Here is a 25,861-nt window from a genome sequence, read left to right as displayed (position 1 = left end):
CGTTCTCAATTTTTTAGGTATTCAGATTCATCCTTGACGTTTTAAACACGCTTTTGCGTTAGAATACTTATCCCCGCACCACGTTCTGAGGTTCCTCGGTGATCGAATTCGTCAAACACCATATCTTGCTGGTCTCCAGCCTGTTTATTGCTGTTGTATTGGGGATTGGCGTCTGGTTCTCGCTGCAGAAAGTCGAGATCGAATATGTCAACCCGAAATTTGGTGACATTACCGAGTCGATTTATGGCCTGGGCAAGGTCAAGACCGACGAGGTTTATGACGTCAAAATTGCCATCATAAAAACAGTGAAAAAGTTGTACGTACGCGAGGGAGATGAAGTAAAGCGCGGCCAGATGCTGGTCGAGCTTGAGGATAATTTGCGTTTTGCGGCTCCCTTCGACGGCGTAGTCAGTTATATCGCTTTTCATGAAGCCCAGTCGGTATTCCCACAACAAACACTGCTTCGTCTCGAAGGTATGTCTGGTAAATACATTGAGGTTTCATTAGAGCAGCAAGGCGCCTTGCGTGTGCAAAAGGGGCAATCGGTGCGAATTTTGTTTGAGAGCATCCGTGGGGAACAGTTGCACGGCACGGTATCGGCGCTGTTTTCACGTAATGAAGAATTTCTGGCGCATATTCATGTTGATAATCTGAGCAAGAATGTTTTACCCGGCATGACGGCAGATGTCGCCATAGAAGTGGGTAAGAAAAATAATACTCTACTCGTGCCCCTGGCCGCAGTGAGCGATGGACGAGTGAAGGTGTTGCGCAATGGTAAAAAGCAAACCGTAACCGTATCAATCGGTGGCGTGGACGGAAACTGGGCCGAAGTCACGGAAGGCGATTTGCAGCAAAGCGATCAAATCATCGTAAAGAGAAGATAACGGTGTTTTTTCTTGCAATTCGGCATCTGATGTCTCGTAAGCGGCAAACCACGCTTATCTTTCTTGGTATCAGTCTTGGTACCATGATGTATACCGTGATCTCGGGATTGCAACTGGGGATGCGTGATTTCATCACCGAACGGCTACTCAATAATACCTCGCACATCAAGATTTCCGCGCGTGAACAAATCATCGATCAAGGAGAGATGACTCGCCGTTTTTACGGTGAGGATGAACGGGTTCGCTGGCTGATTCCACCAGCGGGTCTGCGTGAAGAAGCGCACATCATCTATCCGCAAGGTTGGTTTGATCGGCTGCGCGAAGACCCTGAAGTGCTTGGGTACTCCCCGAGTCTGGCGATGAGCGTCATCATCAGCAAAGGTAAGACCAGGCTACCTTCCAGTCTGGTGGGTATCATTCCCGCGCTACACAGTCGCGTCATGAAGGTAGAAGAATATATCAAGCAGGGTAGTCTTTTCGATCTGAGTGGCGGCGGCCATAAGGTCATTGTGGGTAAAGGTATGCTGGATAAATTGGGGCTCAAAGTGGGCGACACTATCCTCGCCTCATCCGGTCTTTCTGAACCCAGGCCTTTGAAAATTGTCGGCGTACTCGAATTTGGTATCAAAGGTATCGATGATGCGATCATGTTTGGCGCTTTGCGTGATGTTCAGGCTATCAACCGTACACCTGGGCGTATCAGCGATATCGCGGTAAATCTGGTCGATATGAATCGGGCCCATGATCTGGCTGCTGCGTGGGGTTTGACCAGCGCCGACAAAGTCGAAAGTTGGGAACAGGCCAACGCCAATTTTATGGAGATTTTCAAGTTTCAGGATATAGTACGTCTGGCAGTGACTTTCGCTATCTTACTTGTCGCCGGGTTTGGCATATACAATGTGCTCAGTATCATGATTAGCCAGAAGAAGCGTGAAATCGCCATTTTGCGCTCAATAGGCTATCCACCAAAATACATTCTGGAACTTTTTCTTACCCAGGGCATCATTCTGGGCATTACAGGCGCCATAATTGGCTTGCTGTTTGGACATTTTATCAATCTGTATCTATCCACTATCGAACTGGGTAGACAAGGCCCTATGGGAGGGCATCTCATCATCTCATATGCGCCGTCTATCTATCTCAGTGGTTTTTTACTTGCTTTCGTTTCGGCTGTGCTTGCCAGCATATTGCCGGCACATGCTGCCAGCCGTTTAACACCGCTTGAAATTATCAGGTCGGAAGTCTAATGACGATCGTTTGCGAAAATGTCATTAAGGAATTCGGCAGCCCGCCCACGCGTATCCTGCACGATATTTCTCTCAGCGTGGCAGATGGTGAATTTGTTTCGATCTCGGGCAAGTCGGGTTCCGGTAAAAGCACCTTGCTCTATATTTTAAGCACCCTGGATTTGCCGAGTCGCGGCAGGTTGTTAATCGACGGCGTTGACATGGCCAGTATTGGCGTCGAGCAATTGCATGAATTCAGAAATCAGCAGGTGGGTTTTGTATTTCAGTTTCACTATTTGCTGCCAGAACTCACGGCTATTGAAAATGTGTTATTACCGGCGAGAAAGACCAAACAACATGAGAAAAAACGCGATTACGCACTCAGCTTGTTCGAGCGTTTTGATATCGCAGGTAAGACCGACAAACTTCCTTCCCAATTGTCTGGCGGTGAACAGCAACGGGTTGCTATTATTCGCGCCCTGATTATGCGGCCACGATATTTATTTGCCGATGAGCCTACGGGCAATCTCGATTCCAAAAACGGCGAGATTGTGATGGGTATGCTGAAACAGGCGAATGAGGAAAATCACACTACCTTGATTCTGGTAACACATGAACCGGAATACGCTTCCATGGCTAATCGGGAAGTATTTTTGCACGATGGACGCTTGGAAAAAGCGTCCATCTAGGGCGCGTTAGCTTAATACAAGGAAAATTTTGATGAAAATCGCCATATTGTCTCGCAACAAGAAGCTGTACTCTACCCGTCGTTTGGTAGAAGCATGCCAACAACGAGGCCATGAAGTTATGGTGCTGGATGCCCTGCGTTGTTATATGGATGTCGTGTCGAGTAAGCCGGAAATTCATTTCAAAGGGCAGGTTTTACCAACGTTTGACGCCGTCATTCCACGTATTGGCGCGTCTATAACTTTTTACGCGACCGCCGTGTTGCGCCAGTTTGAGGTGATGGGTGCGTTTCCGCTGAATGAATCCGTAGCCGTTACCCGATCACGGGATAAACTTCGTTCGTTGCAGTTGCTGGCTCGAAAAGGGGTTGGTCTGCCCAACACAGGTTTTGCCCATGATCCCGATGATATCCAGGACCTGATTAAAATGTGCGGCGGCACGCCGCTGGTAATTAAGTTATTAGAGGGCACACAGGGGATAGGCGTGGTATTGGCGGAAACGCGAAAGGCAGCGGAGAGTGTTATCGAAGCCTTTATGGGTTTAAAGGTGAATATCATGGTGCAGGAATACATCAAAGAAGCCGGAGGAGCCGACATCCGTTGCCTGGTGGTAGGTGATAAAGTCGTCGCTGCCATGAAGCGGCAGGCACAACCCGGCGAATTTCGATCCAATCTGCATCGTGGTGGGTCAGCGTCGTTGGTAAAGATTACGCCTGCGGAACGTGCAACAGCCGTCCACGCTGCGAAGATCATGGGACTTAATGTTGCCGGTGTAGACGTATTGCGATCCGAACGTGGACCACTGGTGATGGAGGTCAATTCATCGCCTGGTTTGGAGGGAATCGAAACAGCGACAGGAAAAGATGTCGCCGGGATGATAGTCGATTTTATCGTCAAGAATGCCAAACCCCATAAAACCCGAACCCGCGGCAAAGGTTAATTCCTGTGAAAAACGGTGCAATTTCGATTCATGGCGTGGACATTCCAGCGGGAACGTCCACCACCGTTGATCTTCCTGCAGGCCGCCTATATACACACGCGCCGATGACGATTCCTGTACACGTCATCAATGGCAAACTAAGTGGGCCGCGACTATTTGTCACGGCTGCCATACACGGGGATGAAATCAATGGCGTTGAGATCATTCGTCGCCTGTTGAAACTACCTTCTTTGAAGAAGCTCAAGGGCACGCTGATCGCTGCGCCTATTGTTAATGTTCATGGGCTGATCAATCACTCTCGCTATTTGCCCGATCGACGCGATCTCAACCGCTGTTTTCCTGGGTCAGAAAAAGGCTCGCTCGCGCACCGACTGGCCTATCTGGTTATGCAGGAAATTGTTGCCAAAAGCACCCACGGAATTGATATACACACCGCCGCGATACACCGCGTCAATCTGCCACAGGTGCGCGCAGATTTAGAATTTGGCGAAATTGAAAGACTTGCTAAGGCGTTTGGCGTTCCGGTCATTATTAATTCTTCTTTGCGCGACGGTTCCCTGCGTATGGCTGCCACGGAATATGGTATCCCGATGTTGCTTTATGAAGCAGGAGAGGCCTTACGCTTTGACGAAGTTTCCATACGTGCTGGTGTAAAAGGCGTGGTCAACGTCATGCGAGTACTGGATATGTTGCCGCCGTCTAAGAGCAAGACAAGAACGATAATAGAACCGGTAGTGGCAAACTCTAGCTCATGGGTTCGCGCGCCGGATAGTGGAATTTTGCGCGCGATGATTCCCTTGGGTGCAAGAGTTAAGAAAGACACGTTGCTTGGCGTCGTCGCTGACCCCTTTGGGGAACGTGAAACGCAGATTACCGCCCCATTCGGTGGAATCGTTATTGGTCGCAGCAATCTGCCACTGGTCAACGAAGGCGACGCACTTTATCACATTGCTCGCTTTGAAGACGTCCGTGAAGCCGAAGCCACGGTCGATGAATTCAATGAAATTCTTTCTCCTGATCCGATGCCATTTCCTACGCCAGAAAGCCCGATTATTTAATGCGCTGGCTTAGTCTATTTTGCCATTAGAAAAATAATGACACACAAACAGATAAAGGTTGCTGTTTTCCAGAACAACAAGGGATTGCGCTCTAACAAGGGAAGGAGAGTTGCGTCAGTAAAGTTCGGGTTGGGCGTAGTGATATCCTGATAGAACTCTGACAGTGTGTGGTATCGATTCTGGGGTTTGATTGCGGTGACTTTTTGTAATGCCGCATCCAGCCAAAACGGAATATCATCGCGTAATTGAGTTGAGGGTATATAGCGTTGTTGATGCATATTCTTTGGCGTAAAAGCCTTCTGATAAGGCAGTGCCCCACATATCATTTCATAGGCAATGACGCCAACCGAAAAGATATCGCTGGCGTGAGTTCCTATTTCCTCTTTGATCAGCTCAGGCGCGGAGTAGTTAATCGTGCCCAATACCGGTTTACCGTGTATAGGTTTATGAATCTCCTCTATGCCTGCAACACGCGTCGAGCCGAAATCGACAATCTTTAGTGTGCCATGATTATCGATCATGATATTTTCCGGTTTGAGATCCTGGTGAACCATCTCCATCCGTTGTAGCGCTCGTACGCCTTTGATTAATTGCGCAAGTAAAGTGCGAACTTCCTGTAGTGTAGGTCTAGGATGATCGTTCATCCACTGACGCAGGGTCTGGCCCTCTATGTATTCGGTAACATAATATAGAAAATGACGAGGACGGGTGCTGTTGTGAATCTTCAAAATATGTGGACTATGGATGCGTCTGCCTGTCCATTCCTCATTGAGAAAGCTGTCGATATAGAGCGGATTGTCCTCATAGTTCACAGACGGTGTCTTGAGGATTAACTGCTCCCCAGTCTGTGTGTCTTCTGCTAAATAGACTTGAGTACGTTGACTCGCATGAATTTCGCGAATAATTTTAAAGCCATCCAATACCATTCCCGATTCGAGATCCGGTGGAAAAGGTAGTTCGGTCAGTTTATTGTAGAAAGAATGTTGATCTTCATTGGGCAACGTCGCGATACGACAGACCTGACATGTGACGTTATCGTCACTGCCGTTTTCTAGGGCAGCCTTGACTATCTCTCGACTGGCGCGCTCGGGGTTATCGAAATGTTGCTGTAACAGATCAACCATGGTTTGCGTGCGTAAAAATTGGTGCACGCCATCGGTGGTAAGTAAGAAGACGTCATCCTTTTCTATATCAATGCTACGACAGTCGATTTCGATATTGATATCTGCGCCCATCGCACGACTGAGAAAACTCTTTTCCTGGCTGCCCCAGCGTACATGATCTCGGGTTAGACGTTCAAACTGCCCGGCGCGTAATCGATAGATACGCGAGTCACCGACATGAAACAGATGTGCCGTACAGGACTTAATGATTATCGTGCTCAAGGTCGTCAACATGCCCTGTCCATAAAACTGGACTTTCTGGCTTTGACCGTAAAGCCAGCGATTGATAGCACCCAGAACCTTTTGCGCTGAGGTACGCACCGTCCAGGAATCGGGAGTACTGTAGTAGTCCACAACCAAACCTTTGACGCAGGCCTCACTGGCTTCTCGGCCTGCCGAACTACTACTGACGCCATCGGCAATCGCAACCACAATTCCTTTGTTGGTCAGTTGCGGTTCTTCAGGGACGCGAATAGCACAACTATCTTCGTTGAACTCCTTTATGCCCTTGTCACTATATTGTCCGGCTATGATCGATAAGTGTGGTTTCAAGTCAGCGTTTCCTATACGTAAAGAAACCGGTCGCGCATTTATTCGACCGGTTTCTCTATCTGGCGAATCTCGTCTATTTTACGTCTATCATTTGTATCGTTCCGTCAGGCAGAGTTTCAACCATCTGTCCTTTCGGCTCCTCAAGGAATAATACAATTAGCGTCAACACGATCGCAGCGATCAAGCCAATAAACAGAAAGAATTGATCATAGTCGACGAGTGAATTCATCGTCAAAAACAATACCGCGCCTACATTTCCAAAAGCGCCTGCCATGCCTGCAATCTGTCCAGTCATGCGACGTTGCACCAGAGGAACCATGGCATATACGGCCCCTGACCCAGCCTTGGAGAATATACCGCCAATAATAGTGATTCCAACTACCAGCCACACAGGCCATTCCTTGGTTACCATGCCGAGTGAAAGAAAACTGCCTGTGATGCCCACAAACACAATAATCAATGTTATCCGTCTTCCAATGAGATCGCTAATCCAACCACCTCCAGGGCGAGCGACCAGGTTTATGAACGGATAGATACCGGCCAGCAATGCTGCGGTTACTTTTGGCACATCGAACCAACTGACGTAAAACATCGCGAGCATAGAGACAACTGCCAACTCAGTACCGAACGTCACCAGGTAGGCCCAGTCGAGAATAGCCACTTGTTTGAACTTGTAGCGATGCATTTCAGGTACGGGTACTTTCAACACATGACTATTTACGCTCCAGATCTTCCACACCTGAGTCAGATAGATTGCGGTAAGTACTGCGTATACGACATAGCAAGTCGTTTCAGAGATCAGCCCCATTTGCGCAGGCGAAAGCTTCCAACTGAGAATACCTAGTGCAATATAGAGTGGAATGTTCATCAGAATATACAGGACGAGATCGCCACCACTGGTCACTTCCATGGCGCCTGTCTTTTTGGGCTTGAAATACGTCGAACCTTTGGGCGTGTTGCTAACTCTGGTGTAATACAACAGACCATATGCAATCGCTGCGATGCTGGCAAAGGTGAGTGCATAGCGCCAGCCCTCACTATCACCCAAACTTGTCGCAATAAATGGAAGCGTCATGGCCGCGCCAGCCGAGCCAAAATTTCCCCAGCCTCCATAAATGCCTTGGGCCAGGCCAGTTTGTCTGGCTGGAAACCATTCGGCGATCATGCGTATACCAACAACAAACCCGGCCCCAATGAAACCAGATAGAAATCGCATGATGGCGAGTTCGGTATAACTATCCGCCCAAGCAAATGCAATACTGATAAGCCCACCGAGCACCAGTATCGTTGTGTACATAATTTTCGGCCCGTATTTGTCGACTAACATACCAATTATGATACGAGCCGGTATCGTCATAGCGACATTGAGTATGAGCAACACTTTCGCCTGTTGATCTGTTAATGCCAGGGCCTCTTTTATAAATGGCATCATCGGCCCAAGCCCCAGCCAAACAACAAAAGTCATAAAGAATGCAAACCATGTGTAGTGCAAAATGCGTATGTTTGGTTCACTCAGTTTCAGGATATTCAGTTTTGTATTTGCCATTTCATTCACTCTTCTCGTTATGCAACACCGAGCGTTGAATGGCAAGCGTAATGCCAATTGGATAAGCGGCTGTTTGCATTTGTAAAAAGTGACATTACGAAATTCGTATTACATTTTATCGCTCCAGCTCGGTGCAAAAATAGTTGTAGTTAACAGAGAGAGCACAGCTTAGGCGCAAATTGCTGGGCTGAATTTCTATTTCGCTAATGTCATTCAAAAAACTGCTTGGTGAGATCGCGACCGTGGCGTTTTGAAAAATGGCTCAATATGGTGCAGGGCAGAAATCAACAAGTTCATGTCGGTGCATACGCGGCTTGTCAGGGGGGATTTTAGGACATCATAGTGCAGAATTATTCAATAAATACAAGGGTTAGAGAGGATGCTAAATAATTGGTCCACTAGTTGCTCTTAAGTAAAAAAATGGTGAGTGGAGTTCAACCCTATGAGAGAGAAACTGGTTTTAATTGGTAATGGCATGGCCGGGATGCGAACAGTAGAAGAGCTACTTAAGATCGCACCAGATATGTATGACATTACCGTTTTTGGTGCCGAACCTTACGGAAATTACAATCGCATTTTATTGTCGCCGGTGTTGGCAGGTGAAAAAACCATCGATGACATTATGCTCAATAGCGAACAGTGGTACACAGACAATGCAGTAAAGCTACACAAAGGAAAACAGGTTTCCAAAATTGATCGTCGTAACAAATATGTCTACACAGAAGACGGTATACAAGAAAAGTACGACAGACTTTTGCTCGCGACCGGTTCGAATCCGTTTATCATTCCAGTTCCAGGCGGTAACCTGTCAGGTGTGATTTCTTTTCGCGATATACATGACGTCAACGTCATGCTCGATGCGTCTAAGACGTTCAAACACGCAGTTGTCATTGGTGGCGGTCTGCTCGGTCTTGAAGCCGCGAATGGATTGATGTTGCAAGGTATGAGTGTGACCGTGGTACACCTTACCGATACGTTGATGGAGCGTCAGCTGGATCAAGTGTCGGGAAAGATGTTGCAGAAATCGCTTGAAGAAAGAGGCCTGCATTTTCTCATGGCACATCAGACAGAAGCTATTATCGGTGAAGATAAAGTAAAAGCAGTGCGTTTCAGCAACGGTCTTGAGATTGCCGCGGATCTGGTCGTGATGGCGGTTGGTATAAGGCCTAACGATACCTTGGCGAAGAGCGCCGGGATCTATTGTGAACGCGGTATTGTAGTCAATGACACCATGCAAACCTACGATCCCAGCATCTACGCTGTGGGTGAATGCGTGCAGCATCGCGGCGTCGCCTACGGGCTAGTTGCGCCCTTGTTTGAACAGGCCAAGGTAGCCGCAAACCATATCGCAAAATATGGTATTGGGCGTTACGAAGGTTCGGTAACTTCCACCAAACTGAAAGTCACCGGAATCGACTTGTTCTCCGCTGGCGATTTTCATGGTGACGACACCACTGAAGACATCGTCATGAAAGACGTGGCACGCGGTGTTTACAAAAAACTCGTGCTCAAGGAAAACAAGATACACGGTGCAGTGATGTACGGCGATACCGTCGATGGCGCCTGGTATTTTCAGTTACTGCGTGACCAGACTGATGTTTCTGATTTTCGTGAGTCATTGATGTTTGGTCAGGCCCATCTGGGTGATTCAGGTCACGGTGGACACAACGCTGCCGAGGCCATGAGCGACACGATGGAAGTGTGTGGCTGTAATGGTGTGTGTAAGGGAGATATCAAAAAGGCCATAACCACCAAGGGACTGTTTACGCTTGAGGACGTTCGCGCCCATACCAAGGCATCTGCATCGTGCGGATCGTGTACCGGTTTGGTTGAACAGATTATCGCCTCTACTTTGGGTGGAGACTATTCGGCATCGAGCAAAAAGAAATCCCTTTGCAAGTGTACCGAACACACCCACGATGACGTGATTCGCACTGTTCGTTCAGCCGGGCTCAGGTCAATTCGCGCAGTTATGGATTTCATGGAATGGAAAACGCCTGACGGTTGTCACGTCTGCCGTCCAGCCTTGAATTACTATGTCTTGTCTTCATGGCCAGAGGCGAAAAGCGATGATCCGCAGTCACGTTTTATCAACGAACGCGTGCACGCCAATATCCAGAAAGATGGAACCTATTCCGTCGTCCCTCGTATGTGGGGTGGTATCACCACGCCTGACGAATTGCGGGCGATTGCAGATGTTGCAGAGAAGTATAAAGTGCCAACGGTAAAGGTTACCGGCGGTCAACGGATCGATTTGCTCGGCGTGAAGAAAGAAGATTTGCCCAAGATGTGGGCTGATTTGAACGATGCCGGAATGGTTTCCGGTCATGCCTATGGCAAATCCTTGCGCACGGTAAAAACCTGCGTTGGCAATACGCACTGCCGCTTTGGCACACAGAACGCCATCCAGATGGGTATTGATCTGGAAAAAGACACCTGGGGTTCGTGGATGCCACACAAGTTCAAGATGGCGGTTTCCGGTTGCCCACGGAATTGCGCAGAAGCGACGATCAAGGACTTTGGCGTTGTCGCTGTAGACTCTGGTTGGGAACTCCATGTCGGAGGCAATGGCGGCATCAAGGTTCGTGCAACGGATTTGTTGTGTAAAGTCTCGAGCGAAGAAGAGGTAAAGGAATACTGCTACGCCTTCATACAGCTTTATCGTGAAGAGGCGCACTATCTCGAACGTACTGCGCCCTGGATTGAGCGCGTAGGTCTGACTTACGTCAAGCAACGTATCGTCGAAGATGGAGATAACCGCCGTCAATTAATGAGCCGCTTTGTCGACTCGCAACAATACATGCAAGACGATCCGTGGAAAGAACGCGCATCTGGCGGTGTACAAAAACTTGAATTTGTTCCAATGAAAATGATTGTGTAGCGGGGTTTTATGTCTGAGTTGATAGAAGTTGGAAGTATTGAGGAAATTCCTGTGCTCGGGTCTCGTATAGTTGTAACTACGCAAGGGAATATCGCTGTATTCAAAACCTCGGAAGGAGAAGTTTTTGCCCTGCGCGATGAATGTCCGCATAAGAAGGGGCCTTTGTCTCAAGGCATCGTACATGGAAAAAGCGTTACCTGTCCTTTGCACAATTGGGTTATCGCACTTGATACCGGTATGGCTGCCGCGCCAGATGAAGGTTGCGCGGCCCGTTTTCCCATCGAACTTAGAGATGGAACGGTATTTCTTGGACTCAAACCCGAGTAGCCAATGACGCGTAAACACACAAAGACTACTTGTCCGTATTGCGGTGTCGGCTGCGGGATTGAAGTCATCGATCAAGATGGGGCGATTACTGTCCGCGGGGACAAGAGCCATCCGGCCAACTACGGTCGTCTGTGTTCCAAAGGCGCGTCTTTGCATGAGACGCTCGATCTGGATGGGCGTTTGCTTGAGCCCAGGTTACACGGTGAACCCGTCGATTGGGGTGAGGCACTTGATTTTGTCGCAGACGGCTTTCGCCGAATTGTAGACGAGTATGGTCCAGATGCGGTGGCATTCTATGTTTCGGGACAGTTATTGACAGAAGACTACTACGTCGCAAACAAATTGATGAAAGGTTTCATCGGTTCGGCCAACATCGATACCAACTCGCGTTTGTGTATGTCTTCTTCTGTCGCTGGGCACAAACGCGCATTTGGTTCTGACACCGTTCCCTGTAGCTATGAAGATCTGGAACTGGCGGATTTGATTGTTTTAACCGGCTCGAATACCGCCTGGTGCCATCCTGTGCTTTTTCAGCGCATACGTCAGGCGAAAAAAGACAATCCTGATTTGTACATTGTCGTTATCGATCCACGCCGCACCGATACCTGTGATATTGCCGATCTGCACCTCGCAATTCGACCTGGTAGTGATGCGGTATTGTTTAACGGTCTATTGCGCTTTCTTTCTGTTCAGAAATGCGTAGACCAAAAATTTATTTCTGCGCACACATCAGGATTGGATGAGGCGTTACAGGCTGCTAGCAGCAGCACGCCCGATGTTGAAAGTGTTGCAAGAGAATGCGGTTTATCGTTAGTAGACTTGCAACAATTTTACGCGCGTTTCGCGCAAACCGAAAAAAGTATCACCGTCTATTCACAGGGCATTAATCAATCTTCTTCCGGCACGGATAAGGTAAACGCCATCATTAACTGTCACCTGTTTACCGGCCGCATTGGAAAACCAGGAATGGGACCGTTCAGTTTTACTGGACAGCCCAACGCCATGGGTGGGCGTGAAGTGGGAGGACTGTCCAACCAACTAGCGGTTCATCTGGATATCGAAAATTCCGAACACCAGCAGTTGGCTCAAACATTCTGGCAATCGCCCCGAATCGCCAGACAGTCTGGCTTGAAGGCTGTCGACATGTTTAACGTTGTTGAAAGAGGTCAGATCAAGGCGATATGGATAATGAGCACGAATCCCGTCGTTAGTATGCCTGATGCCGACCAGGTTAAGCGTGCACTGGAGAAATGTGAACTTGTCGTCGTCTCTGATTGCATGACGTCTACCGACACGACTGAATGTGCCGATGTGTTGTTGCCTGCGCTGGCATGGGGTGAAAAAGACGGAACCGTGACCAACTCAGAACGACGCATTTCGCGCCAACGTCAGTTTCTTTTCGCACCAGGGAAGGCAAAACCCGATTGGTGGGCCGTGCAGGAAGTCGCCAGGCGTTTGGGCTTCGTCGATGCTTTCAATTTTGCAAGCAGCCTTGAGATCTTTCGCGAATACGCGCGTATGACGGGGTATGAGAATCGTGGTCAACGAGATCTCGACATCTCTTTGTTCGAAGACCTGGGTCAAGAGGCATACGATGGATTACAGCCTGTGCAATGGCCAGTCAATCGCGCCTTTCCCGGTGGAAAACAGAGAATGTTCCATGATGGCCAATTCTACACGGTGGACAGGCGCGCAAAGTTTATCCCAATCATTCCGCGTTCACCTGTCAATCACGTCGGTGAAGCGTTTCCTTTGGTGCTTAACACCGGTCGCATTCGCGATCAGTGGCACACAATGACAAGGAGCGAAAAGGCGCCGCGCCTTAACGAACACACGCCGGAGCCATTTGTAATGTTGCATCCGGCAGATGCGATTCGTTTTGGTTTAGGCAAGAATGGCCTGGCAAGAATTTCCAGTAGCTGGGGGCAGGCCGTGATGCGCGTGCGTGTCGACGCGAACCAAGGTGAGGGCAGCGTGTTTATGCCGATGCACTGGAGCGGGCAATTTGCGTCGCAGGCACGCATAGGCGCCGTGGTGAATCCCGCAGTCGACCCTGTTTCCGGGCAACCGGAACTTAAACATACACCGGTCAAGGTGGAGGCTTATCAACCGCTGTGGTTTGGTTTTGTACTCAGTCGCCGCAAACTCGATATTAAGGATGTCGCTTATTGGGTCCGAGCGCGAGGTAAGGACTATTATCGTTACGAACTTGCCGGTGAACAATTACAGCAGGATTGGTCAGTATGGGCGCGCGAGATACTGTGTACCGCCGACGATGGCATAAACTGGGTGGAGTTTGCAGACAACCGAGCGAAACGTTATCGCGCGGTACGCATGGAAGACGGGAAATTGGAAAGTGTGTTATTTATTGGCCCTGATGCGCAACTCCCCGACAGAGACTGGCTGGCGAGTCTGTTCCAGTTTGGCGAACTAAATTCCGCACAGCGAGCCGTATTGCTAACAGGCCGACCACCACAAGGAGTCCAGGATACGGGACGTAAAATCTGTGCCTGTTTTGGTGTTGGAAAGATTCAGATTGTTTCGGCGATCAAAGCTGGCGCGGTGACCGTCGAGCAGTTGGGCAAACAACTACAGGCAGGTACCAATTGCGGGTCTTGCGTCCCTGAATTAAAGCAACTCATCAAGACTCAGTTAGATCAGTCGAATATTCAAACTGTCTAAGCAGTGTTGCATGACTGACTCTGTGACTACCCAGATCGAGCAGCGTGGATTCTTATGAGGTTGTAGAGACCTGCCGAAATATGTGTCCGGTCATTTGCTCCGAGGCTTGCAAATACGGGCTGAGTTGTCTCGCCGCTCTTAAATGTATTTGCCAATCCTGAAAATTGGTGTAGATTTCTACTACGGCTAATAATGCTAAAGTGTTTTCTATTATTCTTTTGGAACGATACATATAAACACCTCAATCTATCTTCCCGTTGTACTGTTGCTATTAAGCAATGTCTTCATGACTTTTGCCTGGTATGGACATTTGAAATTTCCCAACGCATCGCTTCACTGGGTCGTCCTCGCATCCTGGGGTATTGCTTTTATTGAGTATTGTCTGGCGGTGCCTGCCAATCGCATAGGCTATGGCAGTTTCAGCGCCGCGGAGTTGAAGACTATACAAGAAGTGATTACCCTGATAGTCTTCGTCGTTTTTTCGTTTTTCTATCTCGGCGAGAAAATCACACTACACCATATCGGTGGTTTTGCGTTAATCGCACTAGGGGCGTATTTTATCTTTCATGCTCCCAAATAAGCACTGCCTTCGTGGCGTCCGTTCGGCTCATCAATTTGACCTACACGCGATATTGACGCGTATGTTGCCGATAAAGATAATGCAGCCTTATATGACAGTAATGCTGGCTTTAATAAATCGGAGGTTATCATTGCGCGAAAACCCTGACTCACCACTTAGTATTCTCTTCATATGCACACATAATCGTTGTCGTAGTATTTTGAGTGAGGCGATAAGCAATCAACTTGGCGAGGGGAGGCTGGTCGCGTATAGCGCAGGCAGCCAACCTGCTGGACAGGTACATCCTCTGACCATTAAATATCTAGAGGAAAAAGGCTATTCGACTAAGGGTTTGCGTAGTCAATCCTGGGATGAATTTGAGTCTGTCAAACCGGATATTATTGTTACTGTGTGTGATAACGCGGCCAACGAGGTCTGTCCCGTCTGGTTTGATAAAGGCATCAAACTACACTGGGGTTTACCGGATCCGTCTAAATTAGAAGGCGATGAAGAGACTCAAAGATCCGCCTTTTTCTCAGTCATTAATACCATAGAAAAGCGTTGTCGACAGCTGTTGTCCCTAGAAATTAATCGATTCGACAAAGTAGAGTTAAGCAGAAAATTGGCGCAATTAGTCTCGGAATAAATATTTTCCGGTATTTCACTAGCCTACCGTTCTTTGCAAGCACGATTATAACCACTATGTATTTATCGTCATTATAGTTCTTTACAATTAGAAACATAATGCCGGTCAATCGATCTGTCTTTCCTGCCGTTAACGTATCGATATATCACCATACCTATATAGTAAGAGTAATTGAATATCCATGAATTAGTAGTGGTAATAACTTTTTAATGAAATTAGCGCACAATCTTTCACGACTGTCTCCCGTTCATCTCTATCGAGTTTTGATAGAGATAATTCATAACAAACTTGTTTATGGACTCGTCTTTTGGTTTCTTGTACTTTCATTGTCTCCTTTACTTGCCATTTCCTGGATAGGCTACCACCAAACGAAGAATAGCCTGGTGGAAAGAGCTTTGTACAGTTTGGAACAAAGTGCGAAGTATAACCTCCGATTTATCGATAACTGGTTCTTGTATCGGTTTTCAGATGTGCGTTTTATGGCTGCGCAAAACGAAACGACCGAGTTGCTGGCCAAACTAAAAGATGTGCTCCTTGAAAATAAGGGTAGCGTAGAGAATTACCTTTCCAGCGCCAAACGACACAATATAGTCAAAACATACAGAGATGAGTTAGATGGGTTCATAAAGCATTACGATTACGTCCACAATATTTATCTAGTCGATCAAAATGGGACCATATTGTTTTCCGCTGATGAGGGAGAAATTATAGGTAAAAACATTTCTGATACCCCGTTGTCTTCTTCGCGATTTTCGCACACGATTCAAAAAACGCTAGATTCTGGAGATGCGTTGTTTTCTGATATCGAGCACCGAAAAATAGGCGATGATTTAATTACCGGATTCTTAACCAGTGCTGTAAAAGAGTCCCATGCCGATATCTCAGGTGTATTAGTTATTGAGATTTTACTTGAAAATATCAACAGCGTTGTTGGTGAGATATACGGCGCTGATCAGGCCTATAACGGCTATCTTGTTGGAGAGGACGGATTCTTGCGAAGCAGTCTAAACGCGGGAAACCAGAACGTCATATTGCGGAGTAAAATTGATACAGATCAATTCAGATTCTGGTATAACGATCATATTGCCAACGACCACAGGCACGACAATAGACAGGAAAAGTCATCATTCTACCTCGGACCGCAGGGCACAGCAGTCATCGGCATCAGTCAAACAGTACATATTCCCGGCGTCTCATGGGTTCTAATAAGTGAAATTGATGAAGAGCAGGCTCTGTCGAAAGTAATTGCGATAGAATTTCTCGTGATAGTATCGGTACTCATTACGTCTGCAATTGTATTTTTTGTGGCCGCATATCTAGCAAGAAAAATCACGAGACCAGTCACCGAAATGGTTTCCGCCAGCATCGCCATTGCAGAAGGTAACCGAGACAGGAAAGTCAATACGAGTGCCATCAACGAATTTGGTGATCTAAGCGCTGCGTTTAATTACATGGTAGATACACGCAATAAATACGAAGAACAGATAGAGATAAAAGTCCAGGAATTGCAAAGAATGAGCGCTGAGCTAGCGAGTATGCAGTTTGCCCTGGATCATCATGCCATCGTGGCTATTACGGATGTCACCGGCACTATCACTTCCGTGAATACAAAGTTCACAGAAATTAGCGGCTATTCAAATAATGAGTTGATTGGAAAGAATCATAGACTACTCAATTCTGGACACCACGAAGCAAACTTCTTCCGTGAAATGTACCGTACGATTGCCCGAGGTGAGGTTTGGAATGCTGAGATATGCAATCGTGCAAAAAATGGCAAGTTGTACTGGGTAGACACGACGATTGTACCTCTGATGAATGAGAAACATAAGCCACGGGCGTATGTCGCTATACGCACAGACATCACAAAGCGAAAAACTGCAGAAGATTCTCTGTTAGAAGCGAAAGAAGTTGCCGAAAAGGCAAACCAGCATAAATCCGAGTTTCTGGCCAATATGAGCCACGAAATCAGAACGCCCATGAATGGCATTATTGGCATGACCGGTTTGTTATTGGATACCGCGCTTACGGCAAGACAACGAAATTTTGCAACAGCCACCATGAATTCTGCAGAGGCATTGCTTGGTATTATTAATGACATACTCGATTTTTCAAAAATTGAAGCCGGTAAAATGGAATTGGAAAATGTTCCATTTGATTTGCAGTTGCTGTCAGAAAAAGTTGTCGAAATACTTTCACTAAAATGTCGCGAAAAAGGAATTGAACTTTTATTGCGGTACAAACCTGGAAGCAAACGTCTCGCTATAGGAGACCCAGGCCGCGTGCGGCAAATTCTTCTAAATCTGTTAAGCAATGCGGTGAAGTTTACCGAACAGGGATTCGTCATGCTAACCGTGGAAACTGTTGACACAGAAGACAAAACAATAGTCTATGCGACAGTAACAGACACCGGAATCGGTATATCTAGTGATCGCATCGAACATATATTCAATAAATTTGATCAGGAGGATACCTCCACCACAAGAAAGTTTGGTGGCACAGGGCTAGGGCTTGCGATATGCGAACAACTTTGTAGCCTGATGGACGGTGACATATCCGTCAAAAGCACAAAAGGCGTAGGTTCCGTATTTAGCCTCAATCTCGCATTGCAACGAACGGATAGATCACAAGCGAAAATGCATGGTGAAGTCGATGCGGCCGTATTAACAGGATTGCGAGCCCTAATAGTTGATGATCTTGAAGAATCGAGAATTATACTCTCCGAACAAATCGAATATTTGTCAATTGCTACTCATACAGCATCTAATGGAAAACAGGCATTGGTAGATTTGGAAAAGGCAGAAAAATCCGGAAATCCATTTCACTTCGTGATCATAGATCTTAATATGCCTGACATGAGTGGGGTGGAACTCGTAGAAAAAATACACCGAAGTGGAACACTAAGCGAAGGCATTGCAGTTTTTGTAAGCTGTATTCCAAAACATGAAGAGTCCCACCAGCTGAAGTCTTTGGGTTTTGGTGCAGGACTCAGTAAACCCACCTATCCATCAGAACTCGCACAGATTCTGGCTCTGGCATGGAGTTCTAAAGTAAATGGACAAGATATTCCTTTAGTAACCCGCTACACATTACATGAGGCGATAAATGACGGCCGACAAAAGCCACAGTTTTCAAGCCCAACCGTATTAGTGGTGGAAGACAATCCGGTAAATCTAATGGTCGTAACGGAAATGTTGGAAGGCTATGGTTGTTTGGCTACGCCCGCCGGTAACGGCATTGAGGCAGTGGCGGCAGTCACGGCTGCACAATTTGATTTAATACTTATGGACTGCCAGATGCCAGAAATGGACGGCTTTGAGGCGACCGAGAAAATTAGAAAGTTTCAAAGAATCGACAGCGGTAATAGAAAGGAGACGCCAATAGTTGCCTTGACTGCAAACGCCATGAATCGTGACAAGGAACAGTGTTTGGCCGTAGGTATGAATGACTATTTATCAAAACCCATTTCCCAGGAAGCATTCGAACAGGTACTAATTAAGTGGCTGCCGGATCACCGTATTATTGGAGATGAGGTGAGCAAGTCGAGTACCGGAGGAACCGTCGCTCTCCGCGAAGACCTCGTTGTCCCACAGGACGTTCAGCTCGATAATGGCCAACTACAGCTTTTGCAGAAATTGATGGGAAACAAGTATGAAGCAACTCTACAGCAGTTTCTTACTACCAGCCGACACAATATTCAGGATATGTTTGATGGCATAGACAGTAATAAAGCCAAAGCGGTAGAGCTTGCGGCACATACGCTAAAGAGTGCTAGTGGTCAGATAGGCGCCAATATCGTCAGCAAACTATCTAAAGAATTGGAATTGGCCGCGAGGGAGGAAGATTTGGATGCCTGCCAGCGACTGTTGTCTGAGCTACGCGTCGAGTTTGACGAGCTGTCTCGTACACTGCAATCGCAACACGGTATTAATATGTCAGGCGATGGGGATGATGAGTCGATGAAACATCGCGCCTCTGGTACTTAATACACCTTGTTGTTTCTCGAGTACAATGCAACGTTAAATAAACATTTCCCAGTAATGTAGCGGTGCGTTTCCTTCATTCCCAATGTTTCTGCATGTATAGCTATATTGGCCAAGTTGCAGCGTTTTTCCTTCATGGTGAAATTTTCCATTAGAGTCCCAGCAATAATAAGGCATCGCGACAGAAGGCATCTGATTGGAATCCAGGTCACGGATGGTAGCTGCTACATATTCAAAGTCGAATTCCCATTTCTCTTCGAAAAACATATAGCTCGAATAGACAATTACCATCGTAAGGTCTTGCAATGATTCATTACGAGCGCGTTCCACATTGCTTTGCTCTGCGTATGTAATCGCTATCCTTTCTTCATCACTTATATTGTTGTATTTATCGTGCGCTTCCATCAGTACCGGCGCCTGTGTTTTTATTGTCGCTTGCGGATATGATGCAATCGCCGGTGCTGCGGACAAAATAGGCGATACAGCTACTTCATGCGTTGTCGTCAAAAGCTGAATAGCTTGTTGATTGTCGATTGGGTTTTCGTTTCCAGAAAATGTTAAATACGTTACTGTAAACATGCTTATTGTTATAGACGCAATTTTCTTATACATACCTATACCCACCTTTCTTTTGTGTTGTTTTTCGGACGGTGAGTTGTCTGCTTTACAAGCAGTTGTGTGAACTACTTGCGACTTTCGTCGAAATAGTTGTCCAGGTATTTATTCGTTCTAATGCTTTATGCCGTTTGGCTAATGAAGATAAATCATCGTGTTTTCGACAAATACGGATACAAACCGGAACGGGGTAATTCGTAGATAAATACTGGGTTTTTATTCAGACTGGGACCAATTCAAGCCCATTAAAATAAAGGCGATTCGAGTAAAGAGTCGATACGCCGGGCCGATAGTGTACGTTGTCAAGCAATTATTTCGGGATTCTGCGGATATGAAACGGTACTACCGCATGGCTTTCTCAGTCTTGTTGTTAGTTTTATTAAATTCAACAAGTTACGCGAATGAAAAAATCAGAATGGGGATAATCTCGCTGTCACCACCAGCGAAGGTCTACCGTGAGTGGCAACCGTTTGTCGAATATTTGTCTGAAAGATCTGGCCTGAATATAGAGATTGTGGTGCCTAAAGGATTCAACAAAATAAAAGAGGCCATAGACCAAGGCTCGATCGATATCTTTTATGTCAACTCGCATATTTATTACTTGTTGGCTTCTTCAAAAAAGGCGCAACCGATTGCACAAATGGTGAATATCAATAATTCGACGCTGAGTTATGCCGTAATTTTCGTAAACAAGAATTCTGAAGTTAAAACCATTGATCAGCTAAAAGGTGAGACGGTATCTTTCGTAGCGCCAATGGCAGCAGGTGGATATCTAGCTCCCCGCGCCAAGTTTTACAGCAGCGGGCTGCCTACTAAGACAAGTCTCAAAGAAGAATTTACCGGCAATCTGACGTCATCTATTCATAAAGTCATTTTGGGAGATTCCAAGGCCGGAGTAATGTGTGGTGCTAGCTACAAATTGATGACCGAACGTTTACGTACAGGCGATCTTTTGATTATCGGTGAAAGCGAACCCTATCCGGAAAATGTCATAGGTGCGCGTACGACGCTTGATAAAAACATAGTCAAAAACCTTAGTCAAATCATCACGCATATGGACCTCGAATTGAAAGGCGCACAGGTTCTCCAGGACATGTATAGCATGAAGATACAAAAATTCCAGGAGTACGATCCGAAAATGGAGTTAATAACCAAGGAGTTGATGAATAAAGCGTCAATGTAATCCATGCTAAGTATAAAAACACGTCTCCTAGTCAGTCTCGCGATTCTTTTTGTTATCGGTATTTTTATCGTTGGCAAAATTCTCATATCCGATGCGAACACCCGAATCGAAAAAGTGCGAGAAACCGATGCGACTCACCAGGTCTATACGCTGGCTGAGGGAAGCCTGGATGCGCTAATTTCCGAAGACTATGAGTTAATAGAGCGCTGGGTTCGATCTTCTATCCCTTCAGAAGACTACGCCTATGCCGCAATCGCTAGACCTGATGGGCAAATCATCTCTCATACCAATGGATATTATATTGGAAAATATCTGGGAGAGATAAATACCTATGATGAGACACATGCGGAAGTATTCTTTGAAAATCGCCCGGTAAATGTCGTCTCTCATCCGATAAACATAGGGAGTAAATATTTTGCTTCAGCTTATGTTGCCTACTATACCGACGTTAATCACGAGATATTAGGTTCAACCCAACAGCGTATTTCTTTGGTAATGGGCATAATGTTCATCATATTGTTCGCCGGCACCTTTATGATTGCAAATCGATTTACCAAGCCGATAGAAAGTCTGACCGAAGCGACCAATGTCGTATCTTTGGGAAAGCCGATTAACCTCGCCATGTCCTTGCTCAATCGACGAGATGAAATTGGCGCCTTGTCCGCGTCATTTCGCCGCATGTCGGAACGACTGGTACAGGCACACACAAAGCTGTTAAACAGTCTGGAAGAGAAAGAAGCCATCGTCGAATCCTCTCATGACGGTATTATGGTTGTTGACACTATGGGCAATATCGTGAGTGCCAATACCGCTTGTGAAGATATTTTCGGCTATACCGCAATGGAGCTACAGGGTAAGCATATCAACATACTGACGCCAAGCTATCATCATGGCGCACATCATCAGCTATTAATCGATTTGTCAAAAGAGGATAAGGTGCCTTATTCTCGCCTAAAGCGCCGCGTCTCTGGTGTTAAGAAAAATGGCGAGGAAATACATGTAGAGATTGCGATAAAAGAAATTTCAATCTCTAATGAAAAACGTTACTCGGTAACATTGCATGACGCCGATCTGCAGGCAGCGTACGAAAATGAACTACTGCATGCCCGTGAGGCGGCAGAACGTAATGATAGACTGAAGAGCGAAATATTACGGAATGTCAGTCATGAGTTTCGAACACCTCTAAATGGCATTATGGGCATTCTCTCATTACTCGACGCCGATGATTTAACCGAAGAACAACGTGAATACTTATTGGCCGGTATGAACTCCGCGAAGCAATTAAATGAAATCGTTGACCGCATGGTTTCGTATACAGAAACATCTGACGAAATAAAAATAGGAAGCCTGGAAGTTTTCAATCCAAGAGATGTCGTCAAGGAGATGGTAAGCGAGTTTCAACCCAAATGCATAAAGGCCGGAATTTCTCTCGTACAAAAAACGGAAGATAACGTACCTTTGAGAGTATCAGGTAACCGTTCCACTTTGCGTTTAATTCTTCGCGAGTTAATGGATAACGCAGTCAAATATACTGCCCAAGGCAGCGTTGAACTGGATTTGGGCGTAAAACAGGCGGAGCAGGGTGAAGTCTTCCTACTATTTACGATCAAAGATACCGGTGTTGGTTTCGATAGCAATAAAAAGGAAGAAATTTTCGAGGAGTTCGTTCAACTCGACGGATCATCAACCCGCACCGTTGGTGGAACGGGAATCGGCCTCGCTTCCTGTAAAAAATTTGCCGCCGCGTTACACGGCGAAATCTATGTGGACTCTTCGGAAAGAAGAGGCAGCACCTTCACGCTATCGATTCCATTTCACTTTGTTAGCTAAGCCTACTGCTTCACCCCGTTAAAATTAAACTTCAGCAGAAAGGCATCAGCGCCACCCTTAGTTGTTAGTCCGCCCAACTCACCATGAACATAGCCTGCAGCATAGATGTTGCCGCTATTATCAATTGTCATTGTAGTAGGATCGATATGTTCAGTACCACTTATACGGCCAGCGCTATCTCCCCAGGTTTGGTTGCGCAGGTCTGCATCGAATTGATATATCTTCATAGATAGCGCAGGAATGGCTTCGTTTTCGGCTTCCTGCCAAACGGAAAGAAAGACGTAGTCTCCTGGTCCAACGGCGATAGAGCCCACTTTTCCTATACCATTGAGATCAATCTTGAATTCATCCTTAGTCACGCCATTATCATCAATATGACTAATGAGGATAGAATTACTTTCAGTGGAATTGACTTCGCTATCGATAACTGTTGCGCCAACATACACATTATTACCGCTTGCAACTATGGTGTTGACATAATGCGCCTCAACGGTTTCGCTATGCTCAAAGGGAAATATCTTAAGAGTGACTTCTTCTTTCTCAATTTGCGCGAGAAACGGACTGGGATCACTCACGGTAGAAAACGGATTGGCAATATCACCGTCCGAATCACCCAACACATAGACGAAGTCATCACCGACCGCAATACCTCTGGGCATTTCGGTGTGGGTACTGCCCACGGGAACACTCCATTCGATCGTCATATCTTTTGTGTATTTCAATACCACAAGATCGATTTCGCCGAACAGCGACTCTTCGGCGAGAGGTTCATCGGTCGCAGCCAATACATAGATATCATCTAGCGCGTCAATGGCAACGCCTTGCGCAAAGGTATTTCCCGTACCGCGTTCATCTATCCATACACGGGTAAATTTGTCTCCATCAAAGATGAACTTGGCAAGGAACATACGTTGCTTTGTCGGCGGCTCGGCCTCGGCAAAGCTGCCCTGCGTTTTTCCTGAGATGTATATGTTTCCTTCGCTGTCCAGCGCAATGCCTGTTGCAATATCGCTTTCCGGCGTTCCAAATTGATGTACAGCCAGTTTTTCTCCAGTCGCCACGTCGACAGCAATGATAAAGACGTCATTGTCACCTTCCGATTCTGCGAAACTGTCATCAGTGGTGCCGGTGATAAAATGCCATCCTTCTACAAAATTGCTGACCATTCCTGCGGTTCTGTCTTCGCCAGTCGTTCCAAAAATCTGGTCATATTCCGCACCACCGCCGGTTGAGAATTGGATGATCTGAGGCACGGGGAGTAGCGGCATACCGGTTTCTTCACCGAGAATTTCGCTGGACAGGATGTATTCGTAGTTACTATTCGGCAGCAACGGCTCATCTGGCGTAAAAGTCACCGTGTAGGAGCTTGCATCGTATTCCACCGTTCCACCGAGTAGAAGAAACTTATTGGCGATATTCGTGAGTTTAAACGTTGTGTCATTAAGCGAGTTTTCGTCTATTGGGGCATAAAAACTTACCCGTAAAACTGTATCGACGCCGACTTCAGTATCGCCGGAAGCAGGTGAAAATTCGATTCGACCAATAGCCAGAACCGTTTTGATTTCCCATGACTTGGGTTCAGCAAGGGCGCTGCCACGGGTACTTTTGATATCTTCGGTTAGAGTGATCTTGTAATGCCCCGCGTATTCTAATCCTTGGGGTATTAACGTAGCGGTGAGAGTTTCTTCATCGTATTCAACAGTGGCCGGAACCGCCTCTTCGTTCATCGCATTTTCGATCTTGAACGAATACTGATCTAATGTTTCGGGATCGACTGCGCTACTAAAGGTAGCTGTAATAACCCCATCAACCGGAAACTCAAACGCTTCACGCGAACCTTCTTCCGGGTTGACTGACTTGATTTCAAACTTGCTTTTTGTCCCATCGCTTGAAGGCGCGCCTTCGCCGCAGGCAGAGACTAGCAATGAAAAAAGTACTAGACTGGCGACCGCCAGAAAGGACCTTCCCATATCTCCCTCACCGTTCTGTTTTAATTTTGAAAATGCATTATTCTGGAGGCACATTATAGGGTAATTGACACAGTTTTCTATACCGGGGATACAAATGGTATAGGCACCGATCTGTCTGGATTAGACCATGCCGTTAACAGGTGTATTCGCCAGCGGACAAATGTCTGTTTAGGGAATACAATGTAGGCAGTTTGGAAATCAATCAAATATCGCCATATGTTCACCGCACTTTTTAAAACAAAACCGCTACTTGAAGAAGAATATATCAACTGGATGTTGGACACCTTTGCCTGGGCATTGCGTAACTTCGACGCGAAGACGTTTCGAGAAGAGACAATACTGGTTGTGCCGTCAAATGATATGTTTCCAGGCCGCGCAAGCAGCGCACATGAAATGGCGGGGATGGTATTTGAGCGCGTTGTGAACTATTCGGGCTTAAATCACTGGCCTTTGCAGCTCATAGATGAAAACGATGCCACGGGACTTTTAACACCCACGCTAACACTGCCAGATGCCGCCAGAGGCAAAAACTCCATGCAGACAACGGCCCCAGGCCAGGCAGCTATTCCCATAACCTACAGCCCCTATGCCGTAAACAACCCAGAGGTGCTTATTGCCCATTTCGCCCATGTACTGGCGCATTATCTGGGCTCTCTGGCTAAGGAACCGCCGCCTGGCGGCCAGGAAAACTGGCCACATATTACGGAACTGCTAGCGGTGTTTTTGGGGTTTGGCGTCATCATGGCGAATACGGCCTTCACGAATAAAGTCCGTTCTTGCGGTAGCTGTGCCGGTCCCATCGTAGAACGTACGAATTTTCTGTCGCAATGGGATATGACTTACGCGCTGGCGATTTTCTGTACCTATAAAGGCATAGACAAGCAGAAGGTAAAGCCCTTTCTAAAGGCCTCTCTATGGCCATTTTTCAAAAAAGCATTGAAAGACATTGGACCACGTATAAATTCAAAATAACTACGCTAAATTAACTGCTCGTTGGTCATTAATTAATCTTGCCCGCGTTCCGATAAATCATATGGGATTGTCTATTCCACGGGATGTCGTGTGCCTTGACTAATAAAAACTTGAGTTTTCCGTTACTTAAGTACTTTTCCGTGCTGTCGCTGGTGTGTATC

The 25,861-nt window shown here is 46.7% G+C and carries 18 protein-coding genes; 14 read left to right on the top strand and 4 right to left on the bottom strand.

Going from position 1 to position 25,861, the window contains the following annotated elements; genetic code table 11:
* Positions 1–98: 98 nt before the first annotated feature.
* The 5 genes from OEZ43_10985 to OEZ43_10965 are packed head-to-tail and all read left to right on the top strand — an operon-like array spanning position 99 to position 4,794.
* Positions 99–884 (top strand): efflux RND transporter periplasmic adaptor subunit, encoded by a 786-nt coding sequence (locus OEZ43_10985; protein MDH5546111.1) that lies wholly within the window; start codon positions 99–101, stop codon positions 882–884.
* A 2-nt stretch (positions 885–886) separates the two neighbouring features.
* On the top strand, positions 887–2,131 hold the full coding sequence (locus tag OEZ43_10980; protein MDH5546110.1) for an FtsX-like permease family protein: 1,245 nt from the start codon (positions 887–889) through the stop codon (positions 2,129–2,131).
* A complete protein-coding gene (locus OEZ43_10975) occupies positions 2,131–2,799 on the top strand; it encodes an ABC transporter ATP-binding protein (protein MDH5546109.1) in 669 nt (222 codons plus the stop codon). Before OEZ43_10980 ends, OEZ43_10975 begins: the two co-directional genes overlap by 1 nt.
* Positions 2,800–2,830: 31 nt before the next feature.
* Positions 2,831–3,736, top strand: a complete 906-nt coding sequence (gene rimK / locus OEZ43_10970) for a 30S ribosomal protein S6--L-glutamate ligase (GenBank protein MDH5546108.1) — start codon at positions 2,831–2,833, stop codon at positions 3,734–3,736.
* 5 nt (positions 3,737–3,741) lie between these two features.
* Positions 3,742–4,794: a succinylglutamate desuccinylase/aspartoacylase family protein gene (locus OEZ43_10965; GenBank protein MDH5546107.1), complete on the top strand. Its 1,053-nt coding sequence runs from the start codon at positions 3,742–3,744 to the stop codon at positions 4,792–4,794.
* A gap of 14 nt (positions 4,795–4,808) precedes the next feature.
* Here the strand turns inward: OEZ43_10965 and OEZ43_10960 are convergent, their stop codons facing one another.
* Positions 4,809–6,509 carry a bifunctional protein-serine/threonine kinase/phosphatase gene (locus OEZ43_10960; protein ID MDH5546106.1) on the bottom strand — a complete coding sequence of 567 codons (1,701 nt, stop codon included), beginning with the start codon at positions 6,507–6,509 and terminating at the stop codon, positions 4,809–4,811.
* Positions 6,510–6,582: 73 nt separating this feature from the next.
* Positions 6,583–8,055: an MFS transporter gene (locus OEZ43_10955; GenBank protein ID MDH5546105.1), complete on the bottom strand. Its 1,473-nt coding sequence runs from the start codon at positions 8,053–8,055 to the stop codon at positions 6,583–6,585.
* 442 nt (positions 8,056–8,497) lie between these two features.
* Between OEZ43_10955 and nirB the strand changes: the two genes are divergently transcribed.
* From nirB to OEZ43_10925, 6 genes are all read left to right on the top strand, one after another.
* On the top strand, positions 8,498–10,936 hold the full coding sequence (nirB, locus tag OEZ43_10950; GenBank protein ID MDH5546104.1) for a nitrite reductase large subunit NirB: 2,439 nt from the start codon (positions 8,498–8,500) through the stop codon (positions 10,934–10,936).
* A gap of 9 nt (positions 10,937–10,945) precedes the next feature.
* A complete protein-coding gene (nirD, locus tag OEZ43_10945; protein ID MDH5546103.1) occupies positions 10,946–11,263 on the top strand; it encodes a nitrite reductase small subunit NirD in 318 nt (105 codons plus the stop codon).
* Between the two features lie 3 nt (positions 11,264–11,266).
* Positions 11,267–13,945: a molybdopterin-dependent oxidoreductase gene (locus OEZ43_10940; protein ID MDH5546102.1), complete on the top strand. Its 2,679-nt coding sequence runs from the start codon at positions 11,267–11,269 to the stop codon at positions 13,943–13,945.
* A gap of 226 nt (positions 13,946–14,171) precedes the next feature.
* Positions 14,172–14,525 (top strand): DMT family protein, encoded by a 354-nt coding sequence (locus OEZ43_10935; GenBank protein ID MDH5546101.1) that lies wholly within the window; start codon positions 14,172–14,174, stop codon positions 14,523–14,525.
* A gap of 100 nt (positions 14,526–14,625) precedes the next feature.
* Positions 14,626–15,150 carry an arsenate reductase ArsC gene (locus tag OEZ43_10930; protein MDH5546100.1) on the top strand — a complete coding sequence of 175 codons (525 nt, stop codon included), beginning with the start codon at positions 14,626–14,628 and terminating at the stop codon, positions 15,148–15,150.
* Between the two features lie 209 nt (positions 15,151–15,359).
* Complete coding sequence (locus tag OEZ43_10925; GenBank protein MDH5546099.1) at positions 15,360–19,133, top strand: response regulator; 3,774 nt, start codon at positions 15,360–15,362, stop codon at positions 19,131–19,133.
* A gap of 33 nt (positions 19,134–19,166) precedes the next feature.
* On the opposite strand, the gene OEZ43_10920 is transcribed toward OEZ43_10925, so the two are convergent.
* Positions 19,167–19,742 (bottom strand): hypothetical protein, encoded by a 576-nt coding sequence (locus OEZ43_10920; protein MDH5546098.1) that lies wholly within the window; start codon positions 19,740–19,742, stop codon positions 19,167–19,169.
* 418 nt (positions 19,743–20,160) lie between these two features.
* Between OEZ43_10920 and OEZ43_10915 the strand changes: the two genes are divergently transcribed.
* Both OEZ43_10915 and OEZ43_10910 read left to right on the top strand, forming a co-directional pair.
* Positions 20,161–20,928 carry a phosphate/phosphite/phosphonate ABC transporter substrate-binding protein gene (locus OEZ43_10915; GenBank protein ID MDH5546097.1) on the top strand — a complete coding sequence of 256 codons (768 nt, stop codon included), beginning with the start codon at positions 20,161–20,163 and terminating at the stop codon, positions 20,926–20,928.
* A 3-nt stretch (positions 20,929–20,931) separates the two neighbouring features.
* Positions 20,932–22,758 carry an ATP-binding protein gene (locus OEZ43_10910; GenBank protein MDH5546096.1) on the top strand — a complete coding sequence of 609 codons (1,827 nt, stop codon included), beginning with the start codon at positions 20,932–20,934 and terminating at the stop codon, positions 22,756–22,758.
* Between the two features lie 2 nt (positions 22,759–22,760).
* Here OEZ43_10910 and OEZ43_10905 read toward each other — a convergent pair whose 3' ends face one another.
* Complete coding sequence (locus tag OEZ43_10905) at positions 22,761–24,728, bottom strand: Ig-like domain-containing protein (protein ID MDH5546095.1); 1,968 nt, start codon at positions 24,726–24,728, stop codon at positions 22,761–22,763.
* A gap of 216 nt (positions 24,729–24,944) precedes the next feature.
* Between OEZ43_10905 and OEZ43_10900 the strand changes: the two genes are divergently transcribed.
* Entirely contained in the window at positions 24,945–25,700 is a 756-nt protein-coding gene (locus OEZ43_10900) for a hypothetical protein (protein MDH5546094.1), read from the top strand.
* The last annotated feature ends 161 nt before the right edge of the window (positions 25,701–25,861 follow it).

It is taken from the genome of Gammaproteobacteria bacterium (assembly GCA_029881255.1).
GTDB lineage: Bacteria > Pseudomonadota > Gammaproteobacteria > S012-40 > S012-40 > JAOUMY01.
This window is presented reverse-complemented; position numbering and strand designations above follow the sequence as displayed.

What these genes read in the sequence shown, in the direction of transcription:
- OEZ43_10975 (MDH5546109.1), top strand. Translation starts at nt 2,131, where the DNA reads ATGACGATCGTTTGCGAAAATGTCATTAAGGAATTCGGCAGCCCGCCC.
- rimK (MDH5546108.1), top strand. Translation starts at nt 2,831, where the DNA reads ATGAAAATCGCCATATTGTCTCGCAACAAGAAGCTGTACTCTACCCGT.
- OEZ43_10955 (MDH5546105.1), bottom strand. Translation starts at nt 8,055, where the DNA reads ATGGCAAATACAAAACTGAATATCCTGAAACTGAGTGAACCAAACATA.
- nirB (MDH5546104.1), top strand. Translation starts at nt 8,498, where the DNA reads ATGAGAGAGAAACTGGTTTTAATTGGTAATGGCATGGCCGGGATGCGA.
- nirD (MDH5546103.1), top strand. Translation starts at nt 10,946, where the DNA reads ATGTCTGAGTTGATAGAAGTTGGAAGTATTGAGGAAATTCCTGTGCTC.
- OEZ43_10940 (MDH5546102.1), top strand. Translation starts at nt 11,267, where the DNA reads ATGACGCGTAAACACACAAAGACTACTTGTCCGTATTGCGGTGTCGGC.
- OEZ43_10930 (MDH5546100.1), top strand. Translation starts at nt 14,626, where the DNA reads ATGCTGGCTTTAATAAATCGGAGGTTATCATTGCGCGAAAACCCTGAC.
- OEZ43_10925 (MDH5546099.1), top strand. Translation starts at nt 15,360, where the DNA reads ATGAAATTAGCGCACAATCTTTCACGACTGTCTCCCGTTCATCTCTAT.
- OEZ43_10920 (MDH5546098.1), bottom strand. Translation starts at nt 19,742, where the DNA reads ATGTATAAGAAAATTGCGTCTATAACAATAAGCATGTTTACAGTAACG.
- OEZ43_10915 (MDH5546097.1), top strand. Translation starts at nt 20,161, where the DNA reads ATGGGGATAATCTCGCTGTCACCACCAGCGAAGGTCTACCGTGAGTGG.
- OEZ43_10910 (MDH5546096.1), top strand. Translation starts at nt 20,932, where the DNA reads ATGCTAAGTATAAAAACACGTCTCCTAGTCAGTCTCGCGATTCTTTTT.
- OEZ43_10905 (MDH5546095.1), bottom strand. Translation starts at nt 24,728, where the DNA reads ATGGGAAGGTCCTTTCTGGCGGTCGCCAGTCTAGTACTTTTTTCATTG.
- OEZ43_10900 (MDH5546094.1), top strand. Translation starts at nt 24,945, where the DNA reads ATGTTCACCGCACTTTTTAAAACAAAACCGCTACTTGAAGAAGAATAT.